Origin of the sequence: Streptomyces sp. NPDC086989 (genome assembly GCF_044745505.1) — a bacterium.
Classification (GTDB): domain Bacteria; phylum Actinomycetota; class Actinomycetes; order Streptomycetales; family Streptomycetaceae; genus Streptomyces.
In genome coordinates, this window is record NZ_JBIVAL010000014.1 from 205301 (window position 1) to 229153 (window position 23853).

A 23853-nucleotide genomic window follows, 5' to 3' on the forward strand; every position below is an offset into this window, starting at 1 on the left:
TCAGTAGCGGACGGGCAGGGCCGTCAGCGCGCGGTTGAGGAGTGACGGCTGCCAGGCGTGCTGCCCGGGAAGCAGCTCCAGGCCCGGGTACTCGCGTACGAGGACGTCCACCACCGCGCCGGCCACGAGCCGGGCCAGCGCGGCCCCGATGCAGAAGTGCGCGCCGAAGCCGAACCCGAGGTGGGAGGCGCTGCCGCGCCGGACGCTGAACAGGTCCGGGTCGGGGAAGCGCACCGGGTCCCGGTTGGCCGCCGCCGTCACCAGGAACAGCCGGTCCTCGGCGTGGACGGAGCGCCCGTCGAGGTCGAAGTCCCGGGCGGCGGTGCGGATCGACATCTTCGACGGACCGTCGAAGCGCATCGCCTCCTCCACCGCCATCGACACCAGCTGCGGGTCCTCGCGGACGGCCGCCAGCTCGTCGGGGTGCTCCAGCAGGGCGAGCACGGTGTTGACGATCAGGTTGCTGGTGGTCTCGCCGCCGGCGAAGGCCATCTGCGTCAGCATCCCGACGAACTCCTCCTCGCTGACCGACTTCCCGATCTGGCCGCCCGCCAGCACGGCGCTGATCAGGTCGTCCTTGGGGTCGGCGCGGCGCTGCCTCACCAGGTCGGCGAGGTAGTCGTCCAGGTTGACCAGGGACTGGAGCGAGGTGCGGTACTCGCGCTCCTCCTGGGCGGCCCCCAGGACGAGGTCGCCGACGCGGGCGTTCCAGTACCAGAAGGACGGCCCGTGGGCCTGGGGGACGCCCAGCCAGCGGGCGAAGACCAGGGCGGGCAGCGGCCGGGCGATGTCGGCGACCAGGTCCCCGAGCCGGCCGGGGACGGCGCGGCGGGCGAGCATGGCGCGGGTGGCGCGTTCGACGAAGGCCCGGTAGCGGCCGATCGCGCGGGCCGCGAACTGCTCCTGGAACACCTGGCGCAGCCGCCGGTGCTGCGGGGCGTCGTTGAACACCATCCAGCGGGAGAGGATCGCGAAGGCCCGCTCGGCGTCCTCGCGGGCGCCCTCCGGTACGGCGTCCATCAGCGGGCGCACCCGCTCGGCGGAGACCGCGGGGTCGCGCAGGCAGTGCATCAGCTGGGCGTGGCCGGTGACGAGCCAGGCCCGGTGCATCGCCGACCAGTACACGGGGTCGTGGTCGCGCAGGGAGCTCAGGTACCCGTACGGGTCCGCGTTGACGGCGGGGTCGAGGAGGTACCGCTCGGTGAACCCGGCCGCCGGGGCCGGGGGCCGGGCCCGGCCGGTGGCCGGCGGGGCGGAGGGGGCGGACGGGGAGGCGGCCCCGGGAGCGGCCGGCGGGGCCGTCCTCCCCGTGACCGGGCACACCAGCCCCGTCGCGGTCGCGGCCGCGGCCGCGGCACCGGTCCCGGTCCCGGCCGGGGTGCCGTTCATGGTCGCGGGGGTGTTCGTGGTCAGGACGGTCATCGGCGTTCCTCCGACTGGATCCGGCCGAGCACGGAAGCGGTCTTGTGCATCAGCCGTTCGGACATCATGGACATGTGGTCGCCTTCGGTGACGTGGACGGTCAGCCCGCCGAGCGCGGCCTCGCGCCAGCGCCCGACGTAGGTCCGGAAGTCCACGTCCAGCCCCGGCATCACTTCGCCGTCGGGCAGTTCCGCGGCCGCGCTGCCCACCACGAGGTGGACATGGCCGGGATAGGGGCGCAGTTCGTAGCCGGCCAGCGCGGTGAGCAGCGAGTGCCACACCTCGATGGGGGCGTGCTCCACCAGGGACGCCTCGCCGGGGCTCATGCCGGCGCCCAGCAGCAGGGTGGTGAGCTCGGCCACGGCCGTCACCCGCTCCGCCGACGGGGCCAGCGCGCGGACGCGGTCGCGCATCCTCAGCCCCCGCTCCATGTCCCGGCCGACCGCCGCGAGGCGTTCGCGGGCCGCCGGGTGGGGCAGGTAGGGCTCGATCAGCGTCAGCGGGGCGACGGTGTGACCGGCCTCGTGCAGCTGGGTGGCCATCTCCAGGGCGATGTTGGCGCCCATGGACCAGCCCAGCAGGTCGTGCGGGCCCTGCCCGCCGTGGGCGGCCAGCTCGGCGGCGTAGTTGGCCGCGATGCCGGCGATCGTGGTCGGGTCCACCCCGCCGAGCAGCCCGCGGGCCTGGAAGGCCCGGACCGGCCGCCCCGGCGGGAGGGCCCGGGCGAGCGGCACGTACCAGGCGCCGCTGCCGCCGCTGGGGTGCACGCACCACAGCGGGGAGCCCTCGCCCTCGCGCAGCCGGACCTCCGAGGTGACGGCCCGGGCCGGCGTGAGCGGGTCCGCCGGGCCGTCGGGCCGGGCGGCCTCCGCCGCCGCCTCGGTGGCGCGGGCCGCGAGCCGGGAGATCGTCGGGAGTTCGAGCAGGTCCCGTACGGAGACGCTCAGTCCGCGGGCGGCGGCCTGCGCGGCGACCCGGACGGTGGACAGCGAGCTGCCGCCGAGGGCGAAGAAGTCGTCGTGGACGCCGACCTGGGAGATGCCGAGGACCGTGCGCCACACCTCGGCGAGGATCACCTCGGCGGGGGTGCCGGGCGCGACGTAGGCGGTGGCGCTGTGCAGACGGTCGGCGGAGGGCAGCGGCAGGGCCTTCTTGTCGACCTTCCCGCTGCTGTTGACCGGCATCGCGTCGAGGAAGACGAACCGGGCGGGGACCATGTACGCGGGGACCTTGGCCCGCAGGGCCCGGCGGAAGGGCTCGACGACCGGTTCCACGCCCTCTTCGGGGACCACGTACGCGACGAGGGCCGGCTCGGGCAGGTCGCGCCGCAGCAGGACCACCGCCTGCTGGACCTCGGGCAGCTCCCGCAGTCCGTGCTCGATCTCGCCGAGCTCGATGCGGAATCCGCGCAGCTTGACCTGGCTGTCGCGGCGGCCGAGGACCTCCACGGCGCCGTCGGGCAGCTGGACGCCGAGGTCGCCGGTGCGGCACAGCCGGCCACCGGGGGCGCCGTACGGGTCTGGGACGAACGCGGCCGCGGTCAGGTCGGGGCGGTTCACATAGCCCCGGCCGATGGCGCGCCCGCCGAGGTAGACCTCGCCCTGCACCCCGACCGGAACCGGCTGGAGGTCCTCGTCGAGGACGTAGACCTGGGTGTTGCGCATCGGCCAGCCGATCGGCGGCCGCTTGCAGTCCGGCTTGAGGAGGGTGGAGACGGACCACACCGCCGTCTCGGTGAGCCCGTAGACGTTGTAGAACCGCCGTCCGCGCGCCCACTTCTGGGGCAGTTCGGCGGGGCAGGCCTCGCCGCACACCTGGAGGATCCGCAGCGCCGGGAAGCGGTCCTCGCCCAGGGCCGCCAGGGCGCTCGGCGCGAGCATCGCGACGGTGATCCCGTACTCGAGCAGCGTGTTCGCCAGATCGGCCCCCGCGCGCAGCGCCTCCCTGGGCGGGGTGCACAGCTGGGCGCCGTTCGCCAGCGCCCATGTCAGGTCCAGGATGGAGACGTCGAAGCTGAGCGAGGCGAACTGGAGCACCCGGTCCTCGGCGGTCACGGGGAACAGATCGCGCTGCCCCTCCAGCATGTTGGTCAGGCTGCGGTGCTGGATGGTGACGCCCTTGGGCGTGCCCGTGGAGCCGGAGGTGTAGAGGATGTACGCGGCGTTGTCCGCGGTGACGGGCGGCGCGGGCACCGGCGCCCCGGCGGGAGCGGCCCAGGTCGCCGGGTCGTCCACGACCAGGGTCGGGCCCTCGAAGGGCACGGTCCCCACCAGCGAGGCCTGGGTGATCAGCACCGGCATCCCGCTGTCCTCGACGATGAACTTCAGCCGGTCGGCCGGGTGCTGGGACTCCAGCGGAAGGAAGGCGCCGCCCGCCCGGAGCACGCCGAGCACGGCCCGGACCATCTCCGGACCCCGGTCCAGGCAGATGCCGACCGGCACCTCAGGGCCGACCCCGAGTGCCTGCAGCCGCTGCGCCAACTGCCTCACAGACAGGTCCAGTTCGGCGTACGTGACCTCGCTCGCGCCCTGCCGGACCGCCACCGCGCCGGGCGTGAGCACCGCGTGCTCGGCCACGCACTCGTGGAACATCAGGGTGGTGTTCGGAAGTTCGGGGCCCCGGCCCCACTCCTCCAGTGCCCGTATCCGCGCCTCACCGGCCAGCGCCGGCGCCGTGACGGGCGCCTCGGGCCTCGCGGTCATCGTCTGCAGCACCCCGCACATCAGGTCGGCGAGCTGCTCGGCGGTGGCGGGGGCCAGGTAGTCGGGGTCGACGTCGAGGATGAGGGACTCCACGCTCGCGTTGAGCATCAGCGGGAACGCGGTGCGGGCGATCTCCAGCGAGTCGTCCCAGCTGTCCCCGGACAGCCGGTGGAAGTTGACGTAGTTGAACAGGGTCTCCGCCACGCTCGGCGCACCGGGCCTCAGCTGCGCCATCCGGGCCAGCGGCACCCTGCGGTACGGCAGCATCTCCTGTTCGGCGGCGAACGCCGCCCGCAGGTACTCCAGCCAGCTGCCACGGGGACGCCGGACCCCGAACGGCACCGTGTTGAGGAACAGCCCGCGCATCCGGTCCGATCCGGGCACCTCGGGCCGGCCGTTGGTGACCAGGCCGACCGAGTGCCCCTCGGCGGAGCCGTCGCGCTCGGCGAACAGGCTCATGGTGTGGTGGAAGGCCGTCAGCATGACCGTGCGGCGGGGCACCCCGGCCATCCGGGCCAGCCGGCCGATCGGCTCGGCGAGCGCCGCGTACGAACGGCGCACCTCGTGCACGAACTGACCGCCGTCGGAGGCCTCCGTACCGCGCCGGGTGAACCGGATCGGGCTCAGGTCGCTCAGCGCCGTCCGCCAGTGGTCCAGGCCCTCCTCGTCGACGAGCGCGGCCCGCTCCAGCGCGACGTACTCGGCGTACGGGGGCGCCGCCGGCAGCTGCGGGGTCCGGCCCTGCGCCACGGCCTGCCGGTGCAGGTCCAGCAGGTCGGCGATCAGCGAGGTCAGGCTCCAGCCGTCGAGGACGACGTGGCAGTCGGTGAGGGTGAGCCGCAGCTCCTGGTCGGTGAGGTGGTGCAGGTGGATGCGGACCAGCGGAGGGGCCGCCAGGTCGAAGCGCCGGGCGAACTCCGCGTCGACGTGGCCGCGTACGGACGCCCACTGCTCCTCGTGCGGCAGGCCCCGCAGGTCGCTGTAGCCGACCGGGAGTCCGGCGCTGCGGTGCACCAGCTGGAGCGGCTCGGTGAACGACACCAGGTCGATGGAGGACCGCAGGATGCTGTGGCCGCGTACGACGGTGTCCACCGCGGCCTGGAACGCGCCGAGGTCGAAGCCCTCCGGCACGGTGATCTTGAGGTCGGTGACGTTGTGGTAGGCGCCGCGGTCCGGGTCGGCCAGCATCTCGTGCAGCATGCCGGCCTGGAGCATGGTCAGCGGGTACGCGTCGTCGAGCCCCTCCAACAGCCGGGCCGCGTCGGCCGGGTCGAGCTGGGAGAACGGCTCCACGGGCGCGGGGGCGCCGATGCCGGCCGCGTCCGTCGCCAGCGCCGCCAGGTCGCCCAGGGTACGGGCCCGGAACAGGTCCGGGACGCTCAGGCCCAGTCCGGCGGAGCGGGCCTGCCCGATCACCCGCAGGGCCAGCATCGAGTCGCCGCCCAGGTCGAAGAAGTTCGCCGTGCGGCTGATCCGCTCGGCGCCCAGCACGTCTCCCCAGATGCGGGCCAGCGCCTCCTCGGTCGCACCGGCCGGCGGGACGTGCCCGGCGGGTGCGGCCGCCCCCTCGACGGCCACCGCCATCAGGGTCTTGCGGTCCACCTTGCCGTTGGCGGTGATGGGCAGCTTCGGGTGCCGGACGAACAGCGCGGGCACCATGTACTCGGGCAGTGTCAGCCGCAGCCGGTCGCGCAGGTCCGGCGCGTCCAGCGGCCGGCCCTCGGTCAGCACCACGTGGGCGACCAGGCGGGCGCCGCCGTGCGCGTCGGGCCGCGCCACCACCGCCGCGTCCCGTACGCCGGGCAGGGCGCGCAGCGCGGTCTCGATCTCGCCGGGCTCGATGCGGAATCCGCGGATCTTCACCTGGTGGTCGGCCCGTCCGGCGTACGCCAACTGGCCGTCGGGCAACACCCGGACCAGGTCGCCCGTGCGGTACATGCGGGTCCCGGCCGGGCCGAACGGGTCGAGGGGGAACCGCTCGGCCGACAGCTCCGGCCGGTTGCGGTAGCCGCGGGCGACGCCCCCGCCGGCCACGTACAGCTCACCCACCGTGCCGTGCGGCACCAGCCGGCCCGCCCGGTCCAGGACGTAGCCGTGCTGGCCGGCCAGGGGGCGGCCGATCGGCGAGTACACGGCGCTCACCGTGTCCGCCTCGGTGATCAGCCGGTACGTGACGTGCACGGTGGTCTCGGTGATCCCGTACATGTTCACCAGGGCGGGCCGCGCGTCCTCGGGCACGGCGAACCAGTCGCGGTAGTCGCGGGCGTCGAAGGCGTCGCCGCCGAAGACCACGGTGCGCAGTGCCAGGTCTGCGAACTCCGTACCCTGCTGCGCCAGATGGGCCCGCAGCCCCTTGAACGCGGCCGGGGTCTGGTTGAGCACGGTGACGCGCTCGTCGCGCAGGACGGCGTGCACGGCGGCGGGGTCGCGGACCTCGTCCTCGGTCAGCACGACCACCCGTCCGCCGGAGGTCAGCGGGGCCCACAGCTCCCAGACGGAGAAGTCGAACGCGGGGGAGTGCAGGAGCGTCCACACGTCGTCGGCGTCGAAGTCGAAGTGCCGGTCGGCGGCGCCGAGCAGCCAGGCGAGGTTGCCGTGGGTGATCTCGACGCCCTTGGGCCGCCCGGTCGACCCCGAGGTGTAGATGACGTAGGCGAGGGTGTCCGGGCCGGGGGCCACGTCCGCGAGCGGGTCCACGGCCGCGGTGCCGGTGGTGTCGTCGGTGCCGTCGTCGGAGGCGAGCGGGATCACGCCGACCGGCAGCCCCTCCACGGCGGCCCGGCCGACGCCGTCGGCGATCACCCACCCGACCCCGGCGTCACCGATCGTGAACTCCCGCCGGGCCCGCGGGTGGGCGGGGTCCAGCGGCAGGTACGCCGCGCCGGCCCGCCAGACGCCGAGCAGTGCCACGGCCAGGTCGACGGAGCGGCCCAGGCAGACGCCCACCAGGGACTCCGCGCCGATGCCCGCGGCCCGCAGCCGCCGGGCCAGGGCCAGTGAGGCCGCGTCGAGTTCGGCGTAGGTCAGGCTGCGGCCGCCGCCGGAGACGGCCACCGCGGTGGGGGCGAGCCGCACCTGCTCGGCCAGGCGCTCCAGGGCGGGCCGCGGAGCCGGCTCGGGCACGGCGTCCGCCGCCGGGCGGTTCGCCGGACCCCAGGGGCCGAGCAGCGCGGCCCGCTCGTCGCCGGTGAGCAGGTCGGCCATGCCGAGCGGCACGTCGGGCGCCTCGGTGAACGCCCGCAGCACCGCGACGGTGTGCTCGGCGAGCCGGGCCACCGAAGCGGCCTCGAACAGGTCGGGGCGGTAGACGAACCGCAGCCGGATGCCGTCCGCGTCCTCGCCGACGTCGAGCGTCAGGTCGAACTTCGCCGTGGTCAGGTCGATGGGGAAGGCCGTGCCCGCCGCCCCGCCGAGGGCGTACGTCCCCTGCTGCGTGGCCGCGGAGTGCGAGAACAGCACCTGGAACAGCGGATTGCGCGACAGGTCCCGCTCGGGGCTCAGCTCGTCCACGACCCGCTCGAAGGGCAGGCCCTGGTGGGACAGGGCGCCCAGGACGCTTTCCCGGGTACGGGCCAGGAGCTGCGCCGAGGTCGGGTCGCCCCCCAGATCGGTGCGGATGACCAGGGTGTTCACGAAGAAGCCGACCAGCTGCTCGATCTCCGGGCGCTCGCGGTTGGCGACGACGGTGCCGATCGCGATGTCGTCCTGGCCGCTGTGGAAGGCCAGCGCCGCCTGGAACGCCGCCATCAGCGTCATGTACGAGGTGGTGTCGGTCCGCCGGCCGAGCTCGGCCAGGGCCGCCGTCAGCGGCGCGGGGAGTTCGACGGTGTGCACGGCGCCCTGGAAGGTGCGGACGGCGGGCCGCGGGTGGTCGGTGGGCAGTTCGAGCGGGGTCAGGCCGGCCAGGGTGGTGCGCCAGTAGTCCAGCTGCGTGCTCTCGTCGGCCCCGCGCTGCCAGTGCGCGTAGTCGGTGTACTCGACCGGTGGCGCCGCGAGCTGCGGGAGCCGGCCGCCGCTTCTGGCGCGGTAGCAGGCGCTCAGGTCGCCCGTCAGGATGTCCAGGGACCAGCCGTCCGAGACGATGTGGTGCATGGCCAGCACCAGTACGTGGTCGTCGGCGGCGATCCGCAGCAGGGTGGCCCGGAACGGGGGCGCCGCGGCCAGGTCGAAGGGGCGCAGCGCCACCTCCCGTACGACCGCGGCGAGCGCCGCGGGGCCGCCTTCGCGGACCGCCGGGGGCAGGTCGACCACGTCGAGGCCGGCCGCCTCGGCGGCGGGGAGCACGCGCTGGGCGGGCACGCCGTCCTCGTGGGAGAAGACCACCCGCAGCTGCTCGTGGCGGGCCGTGAGGTCCCCGATCGCCGCGCTCAGCGCGGCCACGTCCAGCGGGCCGGTGAACCGCCAGGCCGCGGGCATCAGGTACTCGACGCCGCCGGGGTCGAGCTGGTCGAGGAAGTACAGGCGCTGCTGCGCGGCGGACAGGGGGGCCTGCGCGGGGCGCGGGTCGAGGCGGGGGATGCCCGCGGGCGCCGACGCGGCGGCGGTCTTGCCGCGCAGCCGCATTTCGAGGAGCCGGCGGGCCGCCGGGGAGAGACCGCCGGGCGCCGTGGGGGAAGCGGGCGCCGTGGGGGAAGCGGGGGAAGTGGTGGAGGGTTCGACCTGTGCAGTGGTCATCGCAAGTGCCGTCCAATCAAGGCTGGGATCGAGGTTCGGAGCGCGGCGGCGGTCAGAACTCGGAGGTCAGGGACAGGTCGATCTCGTCGTCGCTCATCGCGGAGATCTGGTCGACGAGCTGCCGTTCCACTTCGACGGCGAGCTGTTCGACCGTCGGGTGGTCGAACAGGTCGCGTACCTGGATCGGGCAGTCGAACGCGGTGCGCAGCCGGGACGCGGCCGCCACGGCGCGCAGGGAGTGGCCGCCGAGGGCGAAGAAGTCCTCGCGGATCCCCACCTCGGGAAGGCCCAGGACCTCGGCCCAGATCTGGGCCGTCACGACCTCGGTGGGGGTGCGCGGTGCCACGGACGCCACCGGTTCGGGCAGGGCGGGACCGGGCAGGGCGGCGGTGTCGACCTTGCCCTGCACGGTCCGGGGCAGGGCGTCGAGCAGGACGAACGCGGCGGGCACCATGTAGCCGGGCAGCTGCGTCCGGCACCAGGCGGCCAGGGCCTCGGCGTCGGCTCCCCGGCCGGCCGCGTAGCCGACGAGGGCGCGTTCGCCGCGCAGTTCCCGGACCAGGACGGCCGCGCCGTGGACGGCCGGGTGCTGTTCCAGGACGGCCTCCACCTCGCCGAGTTCGATGCGGAAGCCGCGGATCTTGACCTGGTCGTCGGTGCGGCCGAGGAACTCCAGTTCCCCCGAGGGCAGTCGGCGGACCAGGTCGCCGGTGCGGTAGAGGCGGCCGCCGTCGCCGGAGTACGGGTCGGGTACGAACTTCGCCGCGGTCAGGGCGGGCCGGCCGAGGTAGCCGCGGGCCAGCTCCGGGCCGCCGATCAGCAGCTCACCCGGCAGCCCGACGGGTACCAGCTGGTCGAGCGCGTCCACGACGTACGCCCGCCGTGAGCCCAGCGGCCCGCCGATCGGGACCCGGCCCCCGACCGGAGCGGTGAGCGGCAGGGCGGTGGCCGAGATGACCGCCTCGGTCGGGCCGTACGTGTTGACGACGGGCACCTCGGGAAGGTGGGCGAACCAGCGCTCCAGCGGTGCCGAGGGCAGCGCCTCGCCGCCGGTGACCAGCAGCCGCAGGCTCTTGAGGTCCCCGGCGACCGCGTCGAGCCGGGCGACGATCTCCTCCCAGTAGGCGGGGGTGGCCTCCATGACCGTGACGCCCTGGGTGCGGACGGCCTCCGCGAGCTCCTCCACCGACCACACCTCGTCCGGGCGGACCACCACCGAGGCCCCCGCGCCGAGGGCGGGCAGCACCTGCTCCAGCGAGGCGTCGAAGGAGAAGGAGGCGAAGGCGAGGACCCGGTCGTCCGCGGTGATGCCGAACAGTTCGCGGGCCGCGGCGGTGTGCGCGCCGAGCGCGTGGTGTTCGACGCCGACGGCCTTGGGGCGGCCCGTGGAGCCCGAGGTGAAGATGACGTAGGCGAGGTCGCCGGGATCGGGGGTGTGGCGGGGTGCGTCCGGGTCGGGCGCGATGGTGTCCACGGGGACGGTCCGCGGGCCGAGCGCGGCGGCCAGGGCCCGGGTCGAGGCGTCGCTGAACACGCTGTGCACGCCCGCCTCGGCGCACATGAACCGCAGCCGGTCCTCCGGCAGCCGCGGATCGAGCGGTACGTAGACCCCGCCGGCCCGCCAGATCGCGGCCATGGCGGCGACGGAGCGGATGCCGCGCTCCAGGCACACGCCGACCGCCGCACCCGGCCGTACGCCGGCGGCGGCCAGGGCGCGGGCCAGCCCGCCGGTCAGGCCGTCCAGTTCCCCGTACGTCAGGCGCTCGTCCCCGCAGAGCAGCGCCGGCGCGTCCGGGGCGCCCGACACGGTGAACGGGGCCGACGCCGGGGCGGCCGCCGCGGAGCCCGCGGCCCCGGCCAGCTCGGCGCACTCCGCGGGCGACAGGAGCTCCAGCCGCCCGACGGCCCGCTCCGGATCGGCGACCACCGCCTCCAGCACCCGGCCCACGTGCCCGGCGAACCGGGTGACCGTGGCGGCGTCGAACAGGTCGCTCGCGTACTCCACGTTCAGCGCGAACCGGTCGGGATAGAGCAGGAAGGTCGCGGTCAGGTCGAACTTCGCCGAACCCCAGGGCAGGACGAAGTGCTCCACGTCCAGGCCCTCCACCCGCGGCCCGCCGGCGGCGCTCTCCTGGACGTCGAACATCACCTGGAACAGGGGGTTGCGGGACGGGTCCCGCTCCGGCCGCAGCTGCTCCACCAGCCGCTCGAACGGCACCTCCTGGTGGTCGAAGGCCCCGAGCACCGATTCCCGGACCCGGCCCAGGAACTCCGTGAACGAGGGCTCGCCCGACAGGTCCCCGCGCAGCACCACCGTGTTCACCAGCAGCCCCACCAGCCGCTCCAGCTCCAGCTGGCCGCGGCCCGCGACCGGGGTGCCCACCGCCACGTCCTGCTGCCCGGACCAGCGGCCCAGCACGATCTGCACCACGGCCAGCAACACCGTGAACCGGGTCACCCCCTGCCTGCGGGCCAGCTCGCCGAGCGCGGCCTCCAGCTCCTTCGGCAGGTCGATCTCGACCGCGCCGCCCCGGCCCGACCAGCCCGCCGGACGCGGCCGGTCCGTCGGCAGCTCCAGCACCGGCACGCCGGCCAGGGCCCGCTCCCAGTACGCCAGCTGCCGCTCCAGCACCTCGCCGGCCATCCGGTCGCGCTGCCAGACCGCGAAGTCCCCGTACTGGACGGGCACGGGCGGCAGTCCGGCCGGACGCCCGGCCACCCGGGCGGCGTACGACTGCGCCAGCTCACCGATGATCACGTCCTTGGACCAGCCGTCGGTCGCCGCGTGGTGGAAGGCGATCACCGCTACGTGGTCCGCGGGGTCCAGCTCCCACACCCCGGCCCGCAGCAGCGGCGGCCCGGCCAGGTCGAAACGCCGGGTGGCGTACGGGACGGCCACCTCCCTCAACCGCTCCAGCCGCACGGCCTCGTCGTCCCCCGGCGGGGCCGGCTGCCACACCAGCGGGACGCGCACCCCGTCGACCACCCGCTGCGCCGGCCGGCCGTCCACCTCGACCAGCGCGGTCCGCAGCGCCTCGTGCCGGGCCACCACCTCGTTGAGGGCGCCCTGCCAGGCGTCGCGGTCGAGCCCGCCGCGCATCCGCCACGAGAACCACAGCACGTACTCGTCGCCGACGTCGGACATCCGGTCCAGGAACCACATCCGCTCCTGCGCGAAGGACAGCGGCAGCGGCCCGGAGCGGTCCACCGGGACGACGCTCGCGGCGCCCGCCTGCCGGGCCGCAGCCACCAGCGGCCCGAACGTGCGGATGCGGGGGTTCTCGAACAGGGTCCGCAGCTCCACCTCGCGGCTGAGCCGCTCCGCGATCCGGGACACGGCCATGGTGGCGAGCAGGGAGTGACCGCCCAGGTCGAAGAACCCGTCGTCGATGCCGACCCGGTCGACGCCGAGGACCTCCGCCCAGATCTCGGCGACCACCCGCTCGGTGGCGTCGCGCGGCGCGACGAACTCCGCACCGCCCGCCGCCCGGTCCCGCTCCGCCCGCTCCCCGTCCGGCCGTGCGGCGGGCAGGGCGGCCCGGTCCAGCTTGCCCGAGGCGTTCACGGGCAGCGCGTCCAGCGCCACGAAGTCCGCGGGCACCGCGTAGTGCGGCAGCCGGCCGGCGCAGTGGGCGCGCAGCGCGGCCGGCCCCACCGGACCGCCGGGGCCGGCCACCACGTAGCCGGTCAGGCTCCTGCCGCCCTGGGCGTCCGCGCCCACGGCCACCGCGGCGGCCACCACGCCCGGGTACGCGGCCAGGACGGCCTCCACCTCGCCGAGTTCGATGCGGAAGCCGCGGATCTTGACCTGGTCGTCGGTGCGGCCGAGGAACTCCAGTTCCCCCGAGGGCAGCCGGCGGACCACGTCGCCCGTGCGGTAGAGGCGGCCGCCGTCGCCGGAGTACGGGTCGGGTACGAACTTCGCCGCGGTCAGGGCGGGCCGGCCGAGGTAGCCGCGGGCCAGCTCCGGGCCGCCGATCAGCAGCTCACCCGGCTCCCCGACGGGTACGAGCTCGTCGTGTCCGTCGACCACGTACACCCGGCGGGAGCCCAGCGGCCGACCGATCGGCACCCGGCCGTCCTCCCCGGCCGCGCCGATCTCGTGCGTGGTGGCGGTGACGGTGGTCTCGGTCGGGCCGTACGCGTTGAGCACCCGCACGTGCGGGGCCCGGGCCAGCCAGGCGGCCAGCGCCGCCGGCGGGATCGACTCCCCGCCGAGGATCAGCAGCCGCAGGGGCGCCAGCGCGGCCGCCGTGCGGTCGGTGAGCGAGAAGGCCAGCTCGGCCCAGTACGTCGGCGGCAGGTTCAACACGGTGATCCCGTGCCGCTCGGCCACCGAGGGGATCTGCGCGGGCAGCCACGGCTCGTCCGGCCGCACCACCAGGGTCGCCCCGCAGCCCAGGGCGGTCAGCAGCTGGTCCAGGGACGCGTCGAACGAGAAGGACGAGAAGGCGAGCACCCGGTCCCGGGCGGTGATCCCGAACTCCTCGCGGGCGGCGGCCACATGCGCGGCGATCGCACCGTGCTCGATCCCGACGGCCTTCGGCCGCCCTGTGGAGCCCGAGGTGAAGATGACGTACGCGAGGTCCCGCGCACCGGGGGTGTGGTGCGGGGCGTCCGCGTCGGGCGCGGCGTCCTCCACCCGCAGCACCCGCGGGCCCAGCGCGGCGGCCAGGTCCGCGGTCGCGGCATCGGTGAGGACGCAGGCCAGCCCGGCCTCCTCGGCCATGAACCGCAGCCGCTCCCCGGGCAGCGCCGGATCCAGCGGGACGTAGACCCCGCCGGCCCGCCAGATCGCGGTCATCGCGGCCACGGACCGCAGGCCGCGCCTCAGGCACACCCCGACCGGGGTCCCCGGGCCGGCCCCCGCCGACCGCAGGGCCGTGGCCAGGCCGCCGGCGAGGGCGTCCAGCTCCCCGTACCGCAGTGTCTCCTCCCCGCACACCAGGGCCACCGCATCGGGCTCACCGGCCACCCTGAACGGGGTCGCGGCCGGCGCCGGGCGCCCCGAGCCGGCCGATTCCACCAGCCGCCGGCGCTCCTTGCCGGGCAGCGGCTCCAGCCGTCCGGCGAGTTCGGCCACGGGGGCCTGCGGCGAGGCCGTCACCGCCCGCAGGAGGTCGACGTAGCCCTCGGTGAAGCGGACCATCGTGCTCCGGTCGAACAGGGCCGTGGAGTACTGCAGCCGCGCCGCGATGCCGCCGTCGGCCCGCAGGCTCAGGTCCAGGAACACGTCGAGCGGAGTGCCCGTCAGCGGGGTCCGCACCAGCGCCACGTCCAGATCGTCCAGGCGGGCCGCCGCGGGGACGGTGTTGAGCAGCGTGAACGAGGCCTGCGCGAGCGGGTGGCGGGACAGGTCGCGCTCGGTGACCACCTCGCCGACCACCCGGTCGAACGGCGCCTCGGCGTGCGAGAAGTCCCGCAGGGCCGCCGCCCGGACCCGGCCCAGCAGCGCGGCGAAGCTCGGATCGCCGGACAGGTCGGTGCGCAGCACGATCGTGTTCACGAACGGGCCGATCAGACCGGCCACCTCGGGGCGGCCCCGGTCGGCCAGGGTGGTGCACACGGCGATGTCGGTGCGGCCGGAGTACCGCCCCAGCAGGGCCTGGTACACGGAGAGCAGCAGCATGTAGCGGGTCGCGCGCTGATCCCGCGCCACCCGGTCGACCTCGGCGACCAGTTCGGCCGGCAGCTCGAAGCGGACCACGTCCCCGGAGCCGTCCCAGAACGCCGGCCGGGGCCGGTCCGAGGGCAGCGCGAGCGGGGCCACCCCGGCCAGGCGCTCCCGCCAGTACCCGAGGAGCCGCTCCATGCGCGGGCCGCTCAGCCGCCCGGCCTCGGCGCGGGCGACGTCGGTGTACTGGAGGGCGGGGGCGTCCACCGCCTCGCCCCGGTAGCCGGCGTCCAGTTCGCGCAGCAGCACGTCCCAGGACCAGCCGTCCACCGCGATGTGGTGGACCACCAGGAGCAGTACGTGCTCCTCGGGGCCGAGGCGGGCGAGCACGGCCCGCAGCGGGTGCTCCTTCGCCAGGTCCAGGGGGCGCGCCAGCTCCCGGTCGAACAGCTCCTCGGTGCTGGACGCCTCCACCCGGGCCAGCCGGATGTGGCCCGGCGGGTCCACCCGCGGTACGGGCTCCCCGCCGACGGCGGTGAACCGGGTGCGCAGCACCTCGTGCCGGTCCACGACGCCCGACAGCGACCGTTCCAGGGCCGGGACGTCGAGCGCCCCCCGGATGCGCAGCGCCAGCGGGAGCAGGGACTCGGCGGAGCCTCCGGTGAGCTGGTCGAGGAACCACAGCCTCCGCTGCGCGAACGACACTCCGGCACCGTCACGGACGACGTCGCCGGCTTCGCTGCCGTGCCTCGCCGGTCCGCCGTGCGCTGCGACAACCTTCACTGTGGGCCTCCAAGCGGTGTTTTCCTCAACACTGCTGGCTGCGGAGATCCGTCAGTAGGGAAGAAGACGCAGCCGCGCACGCAGCCGCCGGGGGGTAGAACGCGCAAACGGCGGCCCCGCACGGCCCCCTCGTGCCGTACGCGCCGCCGTCTGCGCTTCGCTGCCCCCTGCGGTGCGCGCCGCGCGGGTCCGCCCCCGGCCGGTCAGCCCTCGTCCACCGCCACGAAGCGCAGCTCGGAGGTGTACACCTCGCCCCGGTCGTCGGTCAGCCACGCCTGTTCGGGGCTCGGCAGCATCTCGGTGAACACGGCCCGTCCCCCGGGTTCCTTGCGGGCCATCCTGCGGACCGCCTTGGCGAGGATGTTCACGTACACCGGGCTGTCGAAGTCCACGTAGAACGGGCGGGTCTCGGTCGCCAGCACCACGAACACGAACCGCGGCAGCCCGCGCCGCTCCCGCCACTGCCGGGCCCGGACGAACCGGCGGGCCTCGTCCTTCTCCTCGGCGAAGTCCATGTCCGACGGAGACAGCCGCCAGGTCTCACGGGCCACGACCAGCCGGTCCACGGTGACCCGGGGGGAGTGCTCGGCCCCGTCGGGCAGGATCTGGAACAGGTCCATCGCCAGCGTGGTCAGCACGTGCGAGAACACGTCCACCGCGGGGAACTGCGACCCGTCGGGCAGGACCACCGCCAGTTCGCCGTCCGCCCCTTCGGTCACCGTCACGTCGGCGCTGAGCACCGTACGGGGCCGGCCCGGATCGGCGGTGAAGTCGACGAGGGCGACGTAGTAGTCCTCGGGGCGGACCAGGGAGTGCCGGATGCGCGCGGACAGCCGGGAGCGGTGCTCCTTGGGCAGCAGCGGCATCAGCCGGGGACCGGGATGGTCCCGGTCGGTGAGCCGGGCCAGCTCCGCGGCGTCCGGATGCTGGTTGACGAACAGCGAGGCGCCCAGGGTGTTGGCGGCGACGTGCAGTTCACCGAGGACCAGCTCGAAGTCGCCGCGCGCCACCGCCCGTTCCCCGGAGGCGGCGATCATGATGTCGGGGCTGAGGTAGCGGGCCGCGGTCCAGCCGCCGCCCGGTCCGCCGAACTGCTCGGCGACGGGCCCCGCGACCGCCTCCAGCGGCAGCCTGACCCGGCGCGTGCCCGGAGGCGGCGAAAGGATCGCGTCCCAGCGCCTGCGGAACTCCTGCTGGAGCTCGGCGGACTCCGTGCGGGCGGCGCCGTGCAGGATCGGCATGCAGGCGAACCAGAACGCGGCCAGGTCGACCGGCCCCTGCGCGGCCAGCCGGCGGTGGACCTCACGAGCCCGGGCCATCACCGCGTCGGCGAGCCGGGAGGTCAGCCATCCGGCGCTGGTCAGCAGCGGGTCCAGCGGGGCCAGGGCCTCGTGCACGCTCCGCCCGAGCGCGGCGGTCGCCGACCGGCGGCAGTCGGAGTACACCAGGGCCCGGCAGGGCGCCGTGCCGGCCGCCTTCTCCCGTACGGCGGCGGTCTCGGTCAGGGCGACGAACTCGGCCTCCAGGTCCGTCAGCGCGGCCACCAGGGCCTCCGGCCCCTCCGCCTGCGCCACCCGGTCCCGGCCCCGCTCCAGGGTGTCCAGCGCGGCCAGGGCGGGCTCACGCAGCGCCGCGTCCCCGACCCGGTCGAGCCAGGCCCGCAGATGCCGCTCCGGGCGGGCGTCCGCGGGTACCTCCAGCCTCCACACCACCCACCGGCGGGCGACCAGGTCGGCCAGGACGGCGGACACGTCCACGCCGGGCAGCGCTGCCCGGATCTCCCGGGCGGGCCGTATGCCGTCGCACAGCGCGAGCACGGCACGCGCCTCCTCGGCGAGGGCCTGGCGCGGGCGTCCCGGCACCGTCAGGTCCATGCCGGACCGGCGCACGAACGGGACCCGCCGCGGCGCCACCCACTCCCGTACCCGCGGATCGGAGTCGATCCGCGCGGCCAGGGCGTCGACGGCCCAGCTGGCGAAGTACACCTGCGACGCGGCGATCAGGCCGGTGCCGGGGTCGACGCGCACCCCGTCGGTGGCGAGGTCCCAGCGGCCCCAGCCGACGGGTCCGAAGAAGCCGATGGTGTCGTTCTTGACGCAGAACCGCTGCCAGTAGTGGGCCACCAGCTCCTCGCGCTGGCGGGGCATGCTCGTACGGCCCGCCGCGGTCGGCGTCCAGTTCAGGAACGGGGTGATCCCGGAGCCGAGGACCGGGCGGTTCTGCCAGGCCACCGCCTCCCGGAAGGCGGGCATCCGGGCGATCTCCTGGAGCGTGTGCGCCGTCTCCACCTGGGCGTCGGCGAACAGGCCGGCGAACTCCCCCCACCGCTCACCGGCCAGGCCCGCCGGGCCCTCGTCGGGGTCGAACTTGTCGGCGGCCGCGGCCAGCCCGTCCGGGGCCAGCCGCAGCACGCCCCGGGCCGGGAAACCCGGCCCGCGCAGGGCGAACTGGTCCCACAGCCGCCAGCGGCCGCCGGGCACATAGGTGTCGCTCACGGCCGGCCCCTATGCCTGGAGGAAGTCGGTGTGGACCACGTCTGCGAGGTCCGCGGGCGAGGGGTAGGCGAAGACCAGGGCCACGGGCACCTCCGCCCCCAGGGCCTCTTCGAGCCGTGCGGTGATCCGGAACGCGGTCAGCGAGTCGCCGCCCCATTCGTAGAAGTCGCTCTGCTCGTCGAGCTCGTCGGACCCCAGCGTCTCGCGGTAGACGGAGACGACCAGCTCGGTCAGGGCGGCGGCGGTCAGCTGCGCGGTCGGGGCGGCGGTCTCGTTCACGGTCTCGTTCACGGTCATGGTCATGAGATCTCCTCGAAGAGCGAACGGGTGGGGTGGGCGGGGTGGGTGGTGCGGTGGGTGAGGGCGGCGGAGGCGGTGGCGGTGGGCGCCGTGGCCGCCGCCGCTGCCGCCGTCAGGGCCGCGGTGGTGTTGCCGCCCGAGACGACGGCGACGGAGCGGCCGGTGCCGCGGCCCGCGCGGATCGCCCCGGCCAGCGCGACCGCGCCGGAGGGCTCGGCCTCGAACCCGCGCCGCCGCAGCAGCGCGGCCGCGGCGAGGATCTCCGCGTCGGACACGGTGACCAGGTCGTCGACCCGGTCCCGGATGATCGGATAGGTCACGGCCCCCGGCTGCTGGCCGCGCAGCCCGTCGGCGACGGTGTCCCCGGGCGGCAGCCGTACGGGGTGCCCCGCGGCCAGGGACCGGGCGTAGCGGGGGGTGCCGGCGGGCTCGACGCCCACGACCCGCACCGGGTGCCCGTACGCGGCGAGGCACACCCCCGCGAGCAGCCCGCCCCCGCCGGTCGGCACGTACACGGTCTCGGCGTCCGGTGCGTCGGCGAGGATCTCCAGGCCGACCGTGCCCTGCCCGGCGACCACCAGTTCGTGGTCGGAGGAGGGCACGAGGACCGCACCCGTCTCCTCGGCGAGCTCCAGCGCGCGGGCGTCGCGTTCGGCGACGCCGCCCGGCACGCCGACGGTCCGCCCGCCCAGCGCCCGGATGAGGGCGATCTTGGCGGGATGCGCCCCGCCGGCCAGCACCACGGTCAGCTCCGCACCCAGCGAGGCGGCCAGCCGGGCCAGCGCGATGCCGTGGTTCCCGGAGGAGCCGGTGACGATCCGCCGGGCCCCGAGCGCCAGGACGGCGTTGGCGGCCCCGCGCAGTTTGAACGACCCCCCGTACTGGAGGTGTTCGGCCTTCAGCAGCAGTCTCCAGCCGGCCCTGCGCCGTTCGGGGGCGGGCAGCCCCGGCAGCAGCGGGGTGCGCCGCACCTGCCCGGCGATCCGCACCGCGGCGGCCGCCACATCCGCCGGGCCGGGCGGGACGCGCACGGAGCCGGCAGAGGGGTGCGCCGGGGAGGTCGCGGGTGCGGCGGGTGCGGCGGTCATGCGCGGCCTCCGGTCTGCGACAGGGCGCGGCGGTCGGCCTTCCCGCCGCGGGTGGTGGGCAGTTCGGCCAGCCGGGCGAACCGGCGCGGCATCAGGTGCGGGGGCAGCGTGGTGCCCAGATGGGTGCGCAGCGCGGCGTCCTTCACGTCCGCCAGGTCCCCGGTGACATGGGCGACCAGGAACACCCGCCCCTGGGCGTCGGTGTCGGACGTGACCACCGCCCCCGTGACCCCGGGATGGGCCAGCAGCGCGCCCTCGACCTCGGCCGGGTCCACCCGGTAGCCGCGGATCTTCACCTGCCGGTCGCGGCGCCCCAGGTACTCCAGCCCCTCCGGCCCGCGGCTCGCCAAATCGCCCGTCCGGTACATCCGGGCGCCCGGCGGGCCGAGCGGGTCGGGCACGAAACACTCGGCGGTACGGGCGGGCAGCCCGCGGTAGCCGCGGGCCACGCCGACCCCGCTGATGCAGACCTCGCCGACGGCCCCGTCGGGCACCGGCGACAGCCCGGCGTCCAGCAGGCGGACCACCACTCCGTCGATCGGCGTGCCCACGAGATCGCTCACCACGTCCGGCTCGGCCGGTACGGCGTACCGGGTCGAGGTCATCGTGCACTCGGTCGGCCCGTACTGGTTGACCAGCGAGCCCGGTACCAGGGCCCGCCCGCCGGCGGTCAGGAACGGCCGCAGGGACTCGCCGCTGGACACCACCACCCGTACCCCGGCGAGCAGTCCGGGCGCGTCCGGCTGCCCGGCCAGGAAGGCCAGGAACGACGGCGTCACGCTCAGCAGGGCCGTCACCCCGTGCGTGCGCACGGCGGCCCCGAACTCCTCGGGCCGCAGCAGCGCCGAACGCGGCACCACCACCAGCCGGCCGCCCGCCAGCAGCGGGGCGAACGTGTCCCGCAGGGAGGCGTCGTAGCCCAGAGGGGCCACTTGCAGCGCCACCGTGTCCGGCCCGAGGCCGTAGTCGCGGGCGACGAACCGCAGATAGGAGTCCAGCCCCGCGTGCTCGACGAGCACGGCACTGGGCTCCCCGGTGCTCCCCGAGGTGTGGCTGACGTAGGCCAGCGCCCGCCCCCCGAGCGGCCCGCCGCCCCCGGGCTTCTCCTGCGCCACGCTCCCCGGACGGTCCAGCAGGACCGGAGTCCCCGCGACCGGCAGGTCCCGGAGCCCGTCCGCGAGGGCCGAGGACGTCAGCAGCATGTCGGCGCCGCCGCTGCGGACCAGCGCCGCCAGCCGGGCCGGCGGCTGCTCCGGGTCGAGGCCCAGGAACGCCGCACCCGAGCGCACCACCGCGGCCGGGCCGACCACGGCGTCCACGCCGCGTTCCACGGCCACCGCGCACACCGTCTCCGGCCGGGCGCCGCGGGCCCGCAGCACCGCCGCCAGTGCCTCGATCCGGGTGATGAGCTCCCCGTACGTCACCTCGCCGGCCGGGGTGGTCACCGCGACCCGGCCGGGCGTGCGGGCGGCGTGCGCGGCGATGTCGTCGACGAAGGTCCGCATCAGGCTTCTCCGCCCGTGCCCGGGGCCCCGTCGGCGGCGGTGACGTCGCGCTCGACGGCCGTCTGGTCGACGGCGACGAACCGCAGTTCCGAGGTGAACGTGTCGCCCCGGTCGTCGGTCAGCCACGCCTGCTCCGGCGTGGGCAGCATCTCGCTGACCTTCAGCCTGGCCCCGGGGTCCTTGCGGGCCAGCCTGCGCGCGGCCTTCGCGAGGATGCTCAGGTACACCGGGCTGTCGAAGTCCACGTAGAACGGGCGCGGTTCGGCCGGGGAGACCACGAACACGAAGCGCGGCAGGTCGTGTTCCTCCCGCCAGTGACGGGCCCGCACGTACCGTTTCGCCTCGGACTTCTCGTCGGCGAAGGCGAGTTCGCAGGCCGGGAACGACCACGTCTCGCGCGCCACCACCATCTTGTCGATGCTGATCCGCGGCGTGTGGTCGCCCTCGGGCCGCAGCGTGAACCGGTCCATGACCCGCTGGGTCAGGGTGTTCGCGTACACGTCGAGCAGGTCGAACGCGGCCCCGTCGGGCAGCACCGCCGTCAGCCGGCCGTCCCGGTCCTCCACCGCGACGTCGGCGCACAGGACGGTGCGCGGGCGGTGCGGATCGCCGGTGTCGTCGACCAGCGAGACGTAGTAGTCCTGCGGCCGGTCCAGCGAAGGCCTGCTGCGCGTCGACCACTTCAGCGGCAGCTCCTTGGGCAGCATCGGCAGCAGCCGCGGCCCGGGGAAGTCGCGGGTGGTCTCCGCGATCAGCTCGTCGCGGTCGGGATGCTGGTGGACGAAGAGGGAGGCGCCCATCGTGTTGAGCGCGCTGTGCATCTCGCCCAGCACCATCTCGAAGTCCCCGCGCGCCACCGCCTCCGCGTTCTCGGCGAGCAGCAGCACGTCCGGGCTGAAGTAGCGGGCCAGCGACCAGCCCGCGCCGGGCTCCTCGAACTCCGCGCGCACCCGCTCCGCGATGGCCGCCGAGGACACCCGCACCCGGCGCGCCCCCTCGGGCACCGCCAGGATCCGCGCCCATTTGGCCCGCAGCTCCGCCTGGACGGCGTCGAGGTCCCGGGCCGCCTCCGGGTACGGGGACGGCAGACAGCCCAGCCACATCGCGCCCAGGTCCACCGGACCGGCCGCGCTCAGCCGCTCGTACACCTCGCGCAGCCGGGTCACCACCCGCTCGGCGAAGCGGTTCGTCATCCAGCGCGCCGCGGTCAGGCACTGCGCGAGCGGCGTCAGTTCGTCCAGCAGGGCGGTGCCCAGGGTCGCCGTCGCCGCCCGCCGGGCGTCCGAGTACACGAGGCCCCGGCACGGCGCGGTCCGCGCACCCTTGGACCGCTGCGCGTCGGTGGCGGTCAGCGCCGCGAAGTCGGCTTCCAGGGCGCCGATCGCCTCGGTCAGCGCCTCGGCGTCCAGTCCGGCCGCCTGGACGGCGTCCCGGCCCCGCTCCAGGACGGCCAGCTTCTCCAGGGCCGGCTCCCGCAGCCGCGGATCGCCGATCCGCTCCAGGACGGCCCGCAGCTCCCGCTCCGGGTAGGTGCCCGTCGGCACGTCGAGGCGCCAGTGCACCCACCGCCTGCCCAGCAGCCACTGCACCGTCTCGGTCGCCTCCGCCACCGGGATCCCCAGCTCCGCGGCGATCCCGGCCACCGGACGGGTCCCGTCGCACAGGTCCAGTACGGCGCGGGCACCCTCGCCGATGGGCTGCGCGGGGCGGCCCGGCAGGTGCACGGACAGGCCCTCGGCCCGGACGAAGGACACCCGGCGCGGGGGTATCCACGCCCGCAGCGCCGGATCGGCGTTCAGCGACTTCGCCAGCGCGTCGATGGCCCAGCTGGCGAAGTAGACCCGTGAGTCGGCGAGGAAACCGCCGGTGCCGGGGTCGACGCGCACCCCGTCGGTGGCCAGGTCCCAGCGGCCCCAGCCGACGGGTCCGAAGAAGCCGATGGTGTCGTTCTTGACGCAGAACCGCTGCCAGTAGTGGGCCACCAGCTCCTCGCGCTGGCGGGGCATGCTCGTACGGCCCGCCGCGGTCGGCGTCCAGTTCAGGAACGGCGCGATGCCGGTCCGCAGCACCGCCGGGTTCTGCCAGGCCACCGCGGCCCGGAAGCGCGGTGAGGCCGCGATCTCCTGGAGCAGCCCGGCGGTACGGACCGCGCCGGTGTCGAAGGCCCCGGTGAACGCCTCCCAGTCCGGTCCGGCGAGCTGGTCGCCCGGCCCGAACTTGTCGGCGGCCAAGGCCAGTCCGGGCGGGGCCATGCGCAGGACCCCCGCGGCCGGGAAACCCGGGCCGCGGAGTGCGAAGTGCTCCCACAACCGCCACCCGCCGGTGGGCAGGTGCACGGTCTCCGGGGTGTCCGACATGGCGGAGCTCCTTCCAGCCTGATGGGGTGGCGTGGCCGGCGGCGGTGTACCTCTCGGACGCCACCCTGGCTGCCCCGAACACTGCCGCCGCGCACGCCGGCGCCACCAGGGAAGGAGTGGCAGCACCGACCGCCGGTGCTTCTGCGCGTTTGTCCCTATGGCGGGCCGGGGCCGGGGCGGCACGCTGTGACCCGCTGACCGAATGAGCGGGAGGACCGAAGCGATGAGTGACACCGACGAGAACGGCTACCGGGTCGTGCGCAACGACGAGGAGCAGTACTCCATCTGGCGTGCGGACCGGGAACTGCCGGCGGGCTGGCACGCCGAGGGCACGACGGGCACCCGTCAGGAGTGCCTGGACCACATCGCCGAGGTGTGGACGGACATGCGCCCGCTGAGCCTGCGCCGCCGCATGGCGAGCGCCTGAGAACGGGGGCCCGTACGCCGGTCGGCGCGGCTGAGCCGCGGGGGAACCGAGCCCCGCCGACCGGTCTTTCCCCCGCTGCCCTGCCGGGGGCCCTGCGCCCGTGGGCCGGGGGCGGGCGTGGCCGGGTGTTCGTCCAGGGTGCGGCGCCCGGTCCTGCCCTGCGCCGCGGCCCGGGGTCCAGGCCGGCACCACCGGATAGCGGCCGAGGGCCGGTTCGCCCCGTGCGAGCGCCCCCGCGGCCCGGGCCGCCGTACGCGCCACCCCTAGGCCCTGTCGTCAAACCCCCGTCTGCCCCGGGCGACGACGGGAGTTTGACGACAGGGCCTAGCCGGCAAGTGCCGGATGCGGGCCGGCGCGCCGTGCGCACGCAGCCCCCGGCGTACGCCCGCGTCGCGCACGTGGGGCGCCGCATCGCCCACGTCGCAAGCACCCGGGGCCCGGCCACCCGCCGCCGACGCGGCGTCGGCCGGGCTCTCCACCGCCGTC

Annotated in this window: 9 protein-coding genes; 1 reads left to right on the forward strand and 8 read right to left on the reverse strand. The window is 75.4% G+C overall.

Annotated elements, in window-relative coordinates; genetic code table 11:
• The 8 genes from ACIPK4_RS30375 to ACIPK4_RS30410 form a co-directional block, all read right to left on the reverse strand.
• Entirely contained in the window at positions 1 to 1422 is a 1422-nt protein-coding gene (locus tag ACIPK4_RS30375) for a cytochrome P450 (protein WP_402318451.1), read from the reverse strand.
• Complete coding sequence (locus tag ACIPK4_RS30380) at positions 1419 to 8798, reverse strand: amino acid adenylation domain-containing protein (RefSeq protein ID WP_402318454.1); 7380 nt, start codon at positions 8796 to 8798, stop codon at positions 1419 to 1421. Before ACIPK4_RS30380 ends, ACIPK4_RS30375 begins: the two co-directional genes overlap by 4 nt.
• A gap of 52 nt (positions 8799 to 8850) precedes the next feature.
• Complete coding sequence (locus ACIPK4_RS30385; protein WP_402318457.1) at positions 8851 to 15195, reverse strand: amino acid adenylation domain-containing protein; 6345 nt, start codon at positions 15193 to 15195, stop codon at positions 8851 to 8853.
• A gap of 203 nt (positions 15196 to 15398) precedes the next feature.
• Complete coding sequence (locus ACIPK4_RS30390) at positions 15399 to 17690, reverse strand: lantibiotic dehydratase (protein WP_402318460.1); 2292 nt, start codon at positions 17688 to 17690, stop codon at positions 15399 to 15401.
• A 9-nt stretch (positions 17691 to 17699) separates the two neighbouring features.
• Positions 17700 to 17993, reverse strand: coding sequence for an acyl carrier protein (locus tag ACIPK4_RS30395; protein WP_376192767.1), 294 nt, complete (start codon positions 17991 to 17993; stop codon positions 17700 to 17702).
• Entirely contained in the window at positions 17990 to 19078 is a 1089-nt protein-coding gene (locus tag ACIPK4_RS30400) for a threonine/serine dehydratase (protein WP_402318463.1), read from the reverse strand. The genes ACIPK4_RS30395 and ACIPK4_RS30400 overlap by 4 nt, the downstream gene beginning before the upstream one ends.
• A complete protein-coding gene (locus ACIPK4_RS30405; protein WP_402318466.1) occupies positions 19075 to 20583 on the reverse strand; it encodes an amino acid adenylation domain-containing protein in 1509 nt (502 codons plus the stop codon). Before ACIPK4_RS30405 ends, ACIPK4_RS30400 begins: the two co-directional genes overlap by 4 nt.
• Entirely contained in the window at positions 20583 to 22940 is a 2358-nt protein-coding gene (locus ACIPK4_RS30410) for a lantibiotic dehydratase (RefSeq protein ID WP_402318468.1), read from the reverse strand. The genes ACIPK4_RS30405 and ACIPK4_RS30410 overlap by 1 nt, the downstream gene beginning before the upstream one ends.
• Positions 22941 to 23163: 223 nt before the next feature.
• On the opposite strand from ACIPK4_RS30410, the gene ACIPK4_RS30415 reads away from it, so the two are divergent.
• Positions 23164 to 23367: an MbtH family NRPS accessory protein gene (locus ACIPK4_RS30415; RefSeq protein WP_054223070.1), complete on the forward strand. Its 204-nt coding sequence runs from the start codon at positions 23164 to 23166 to the stop codon at positions 23365 to 23367.
• The last annotated feature ends 486 nt before the right edge of the window (positions 23368 to 23853 follow it).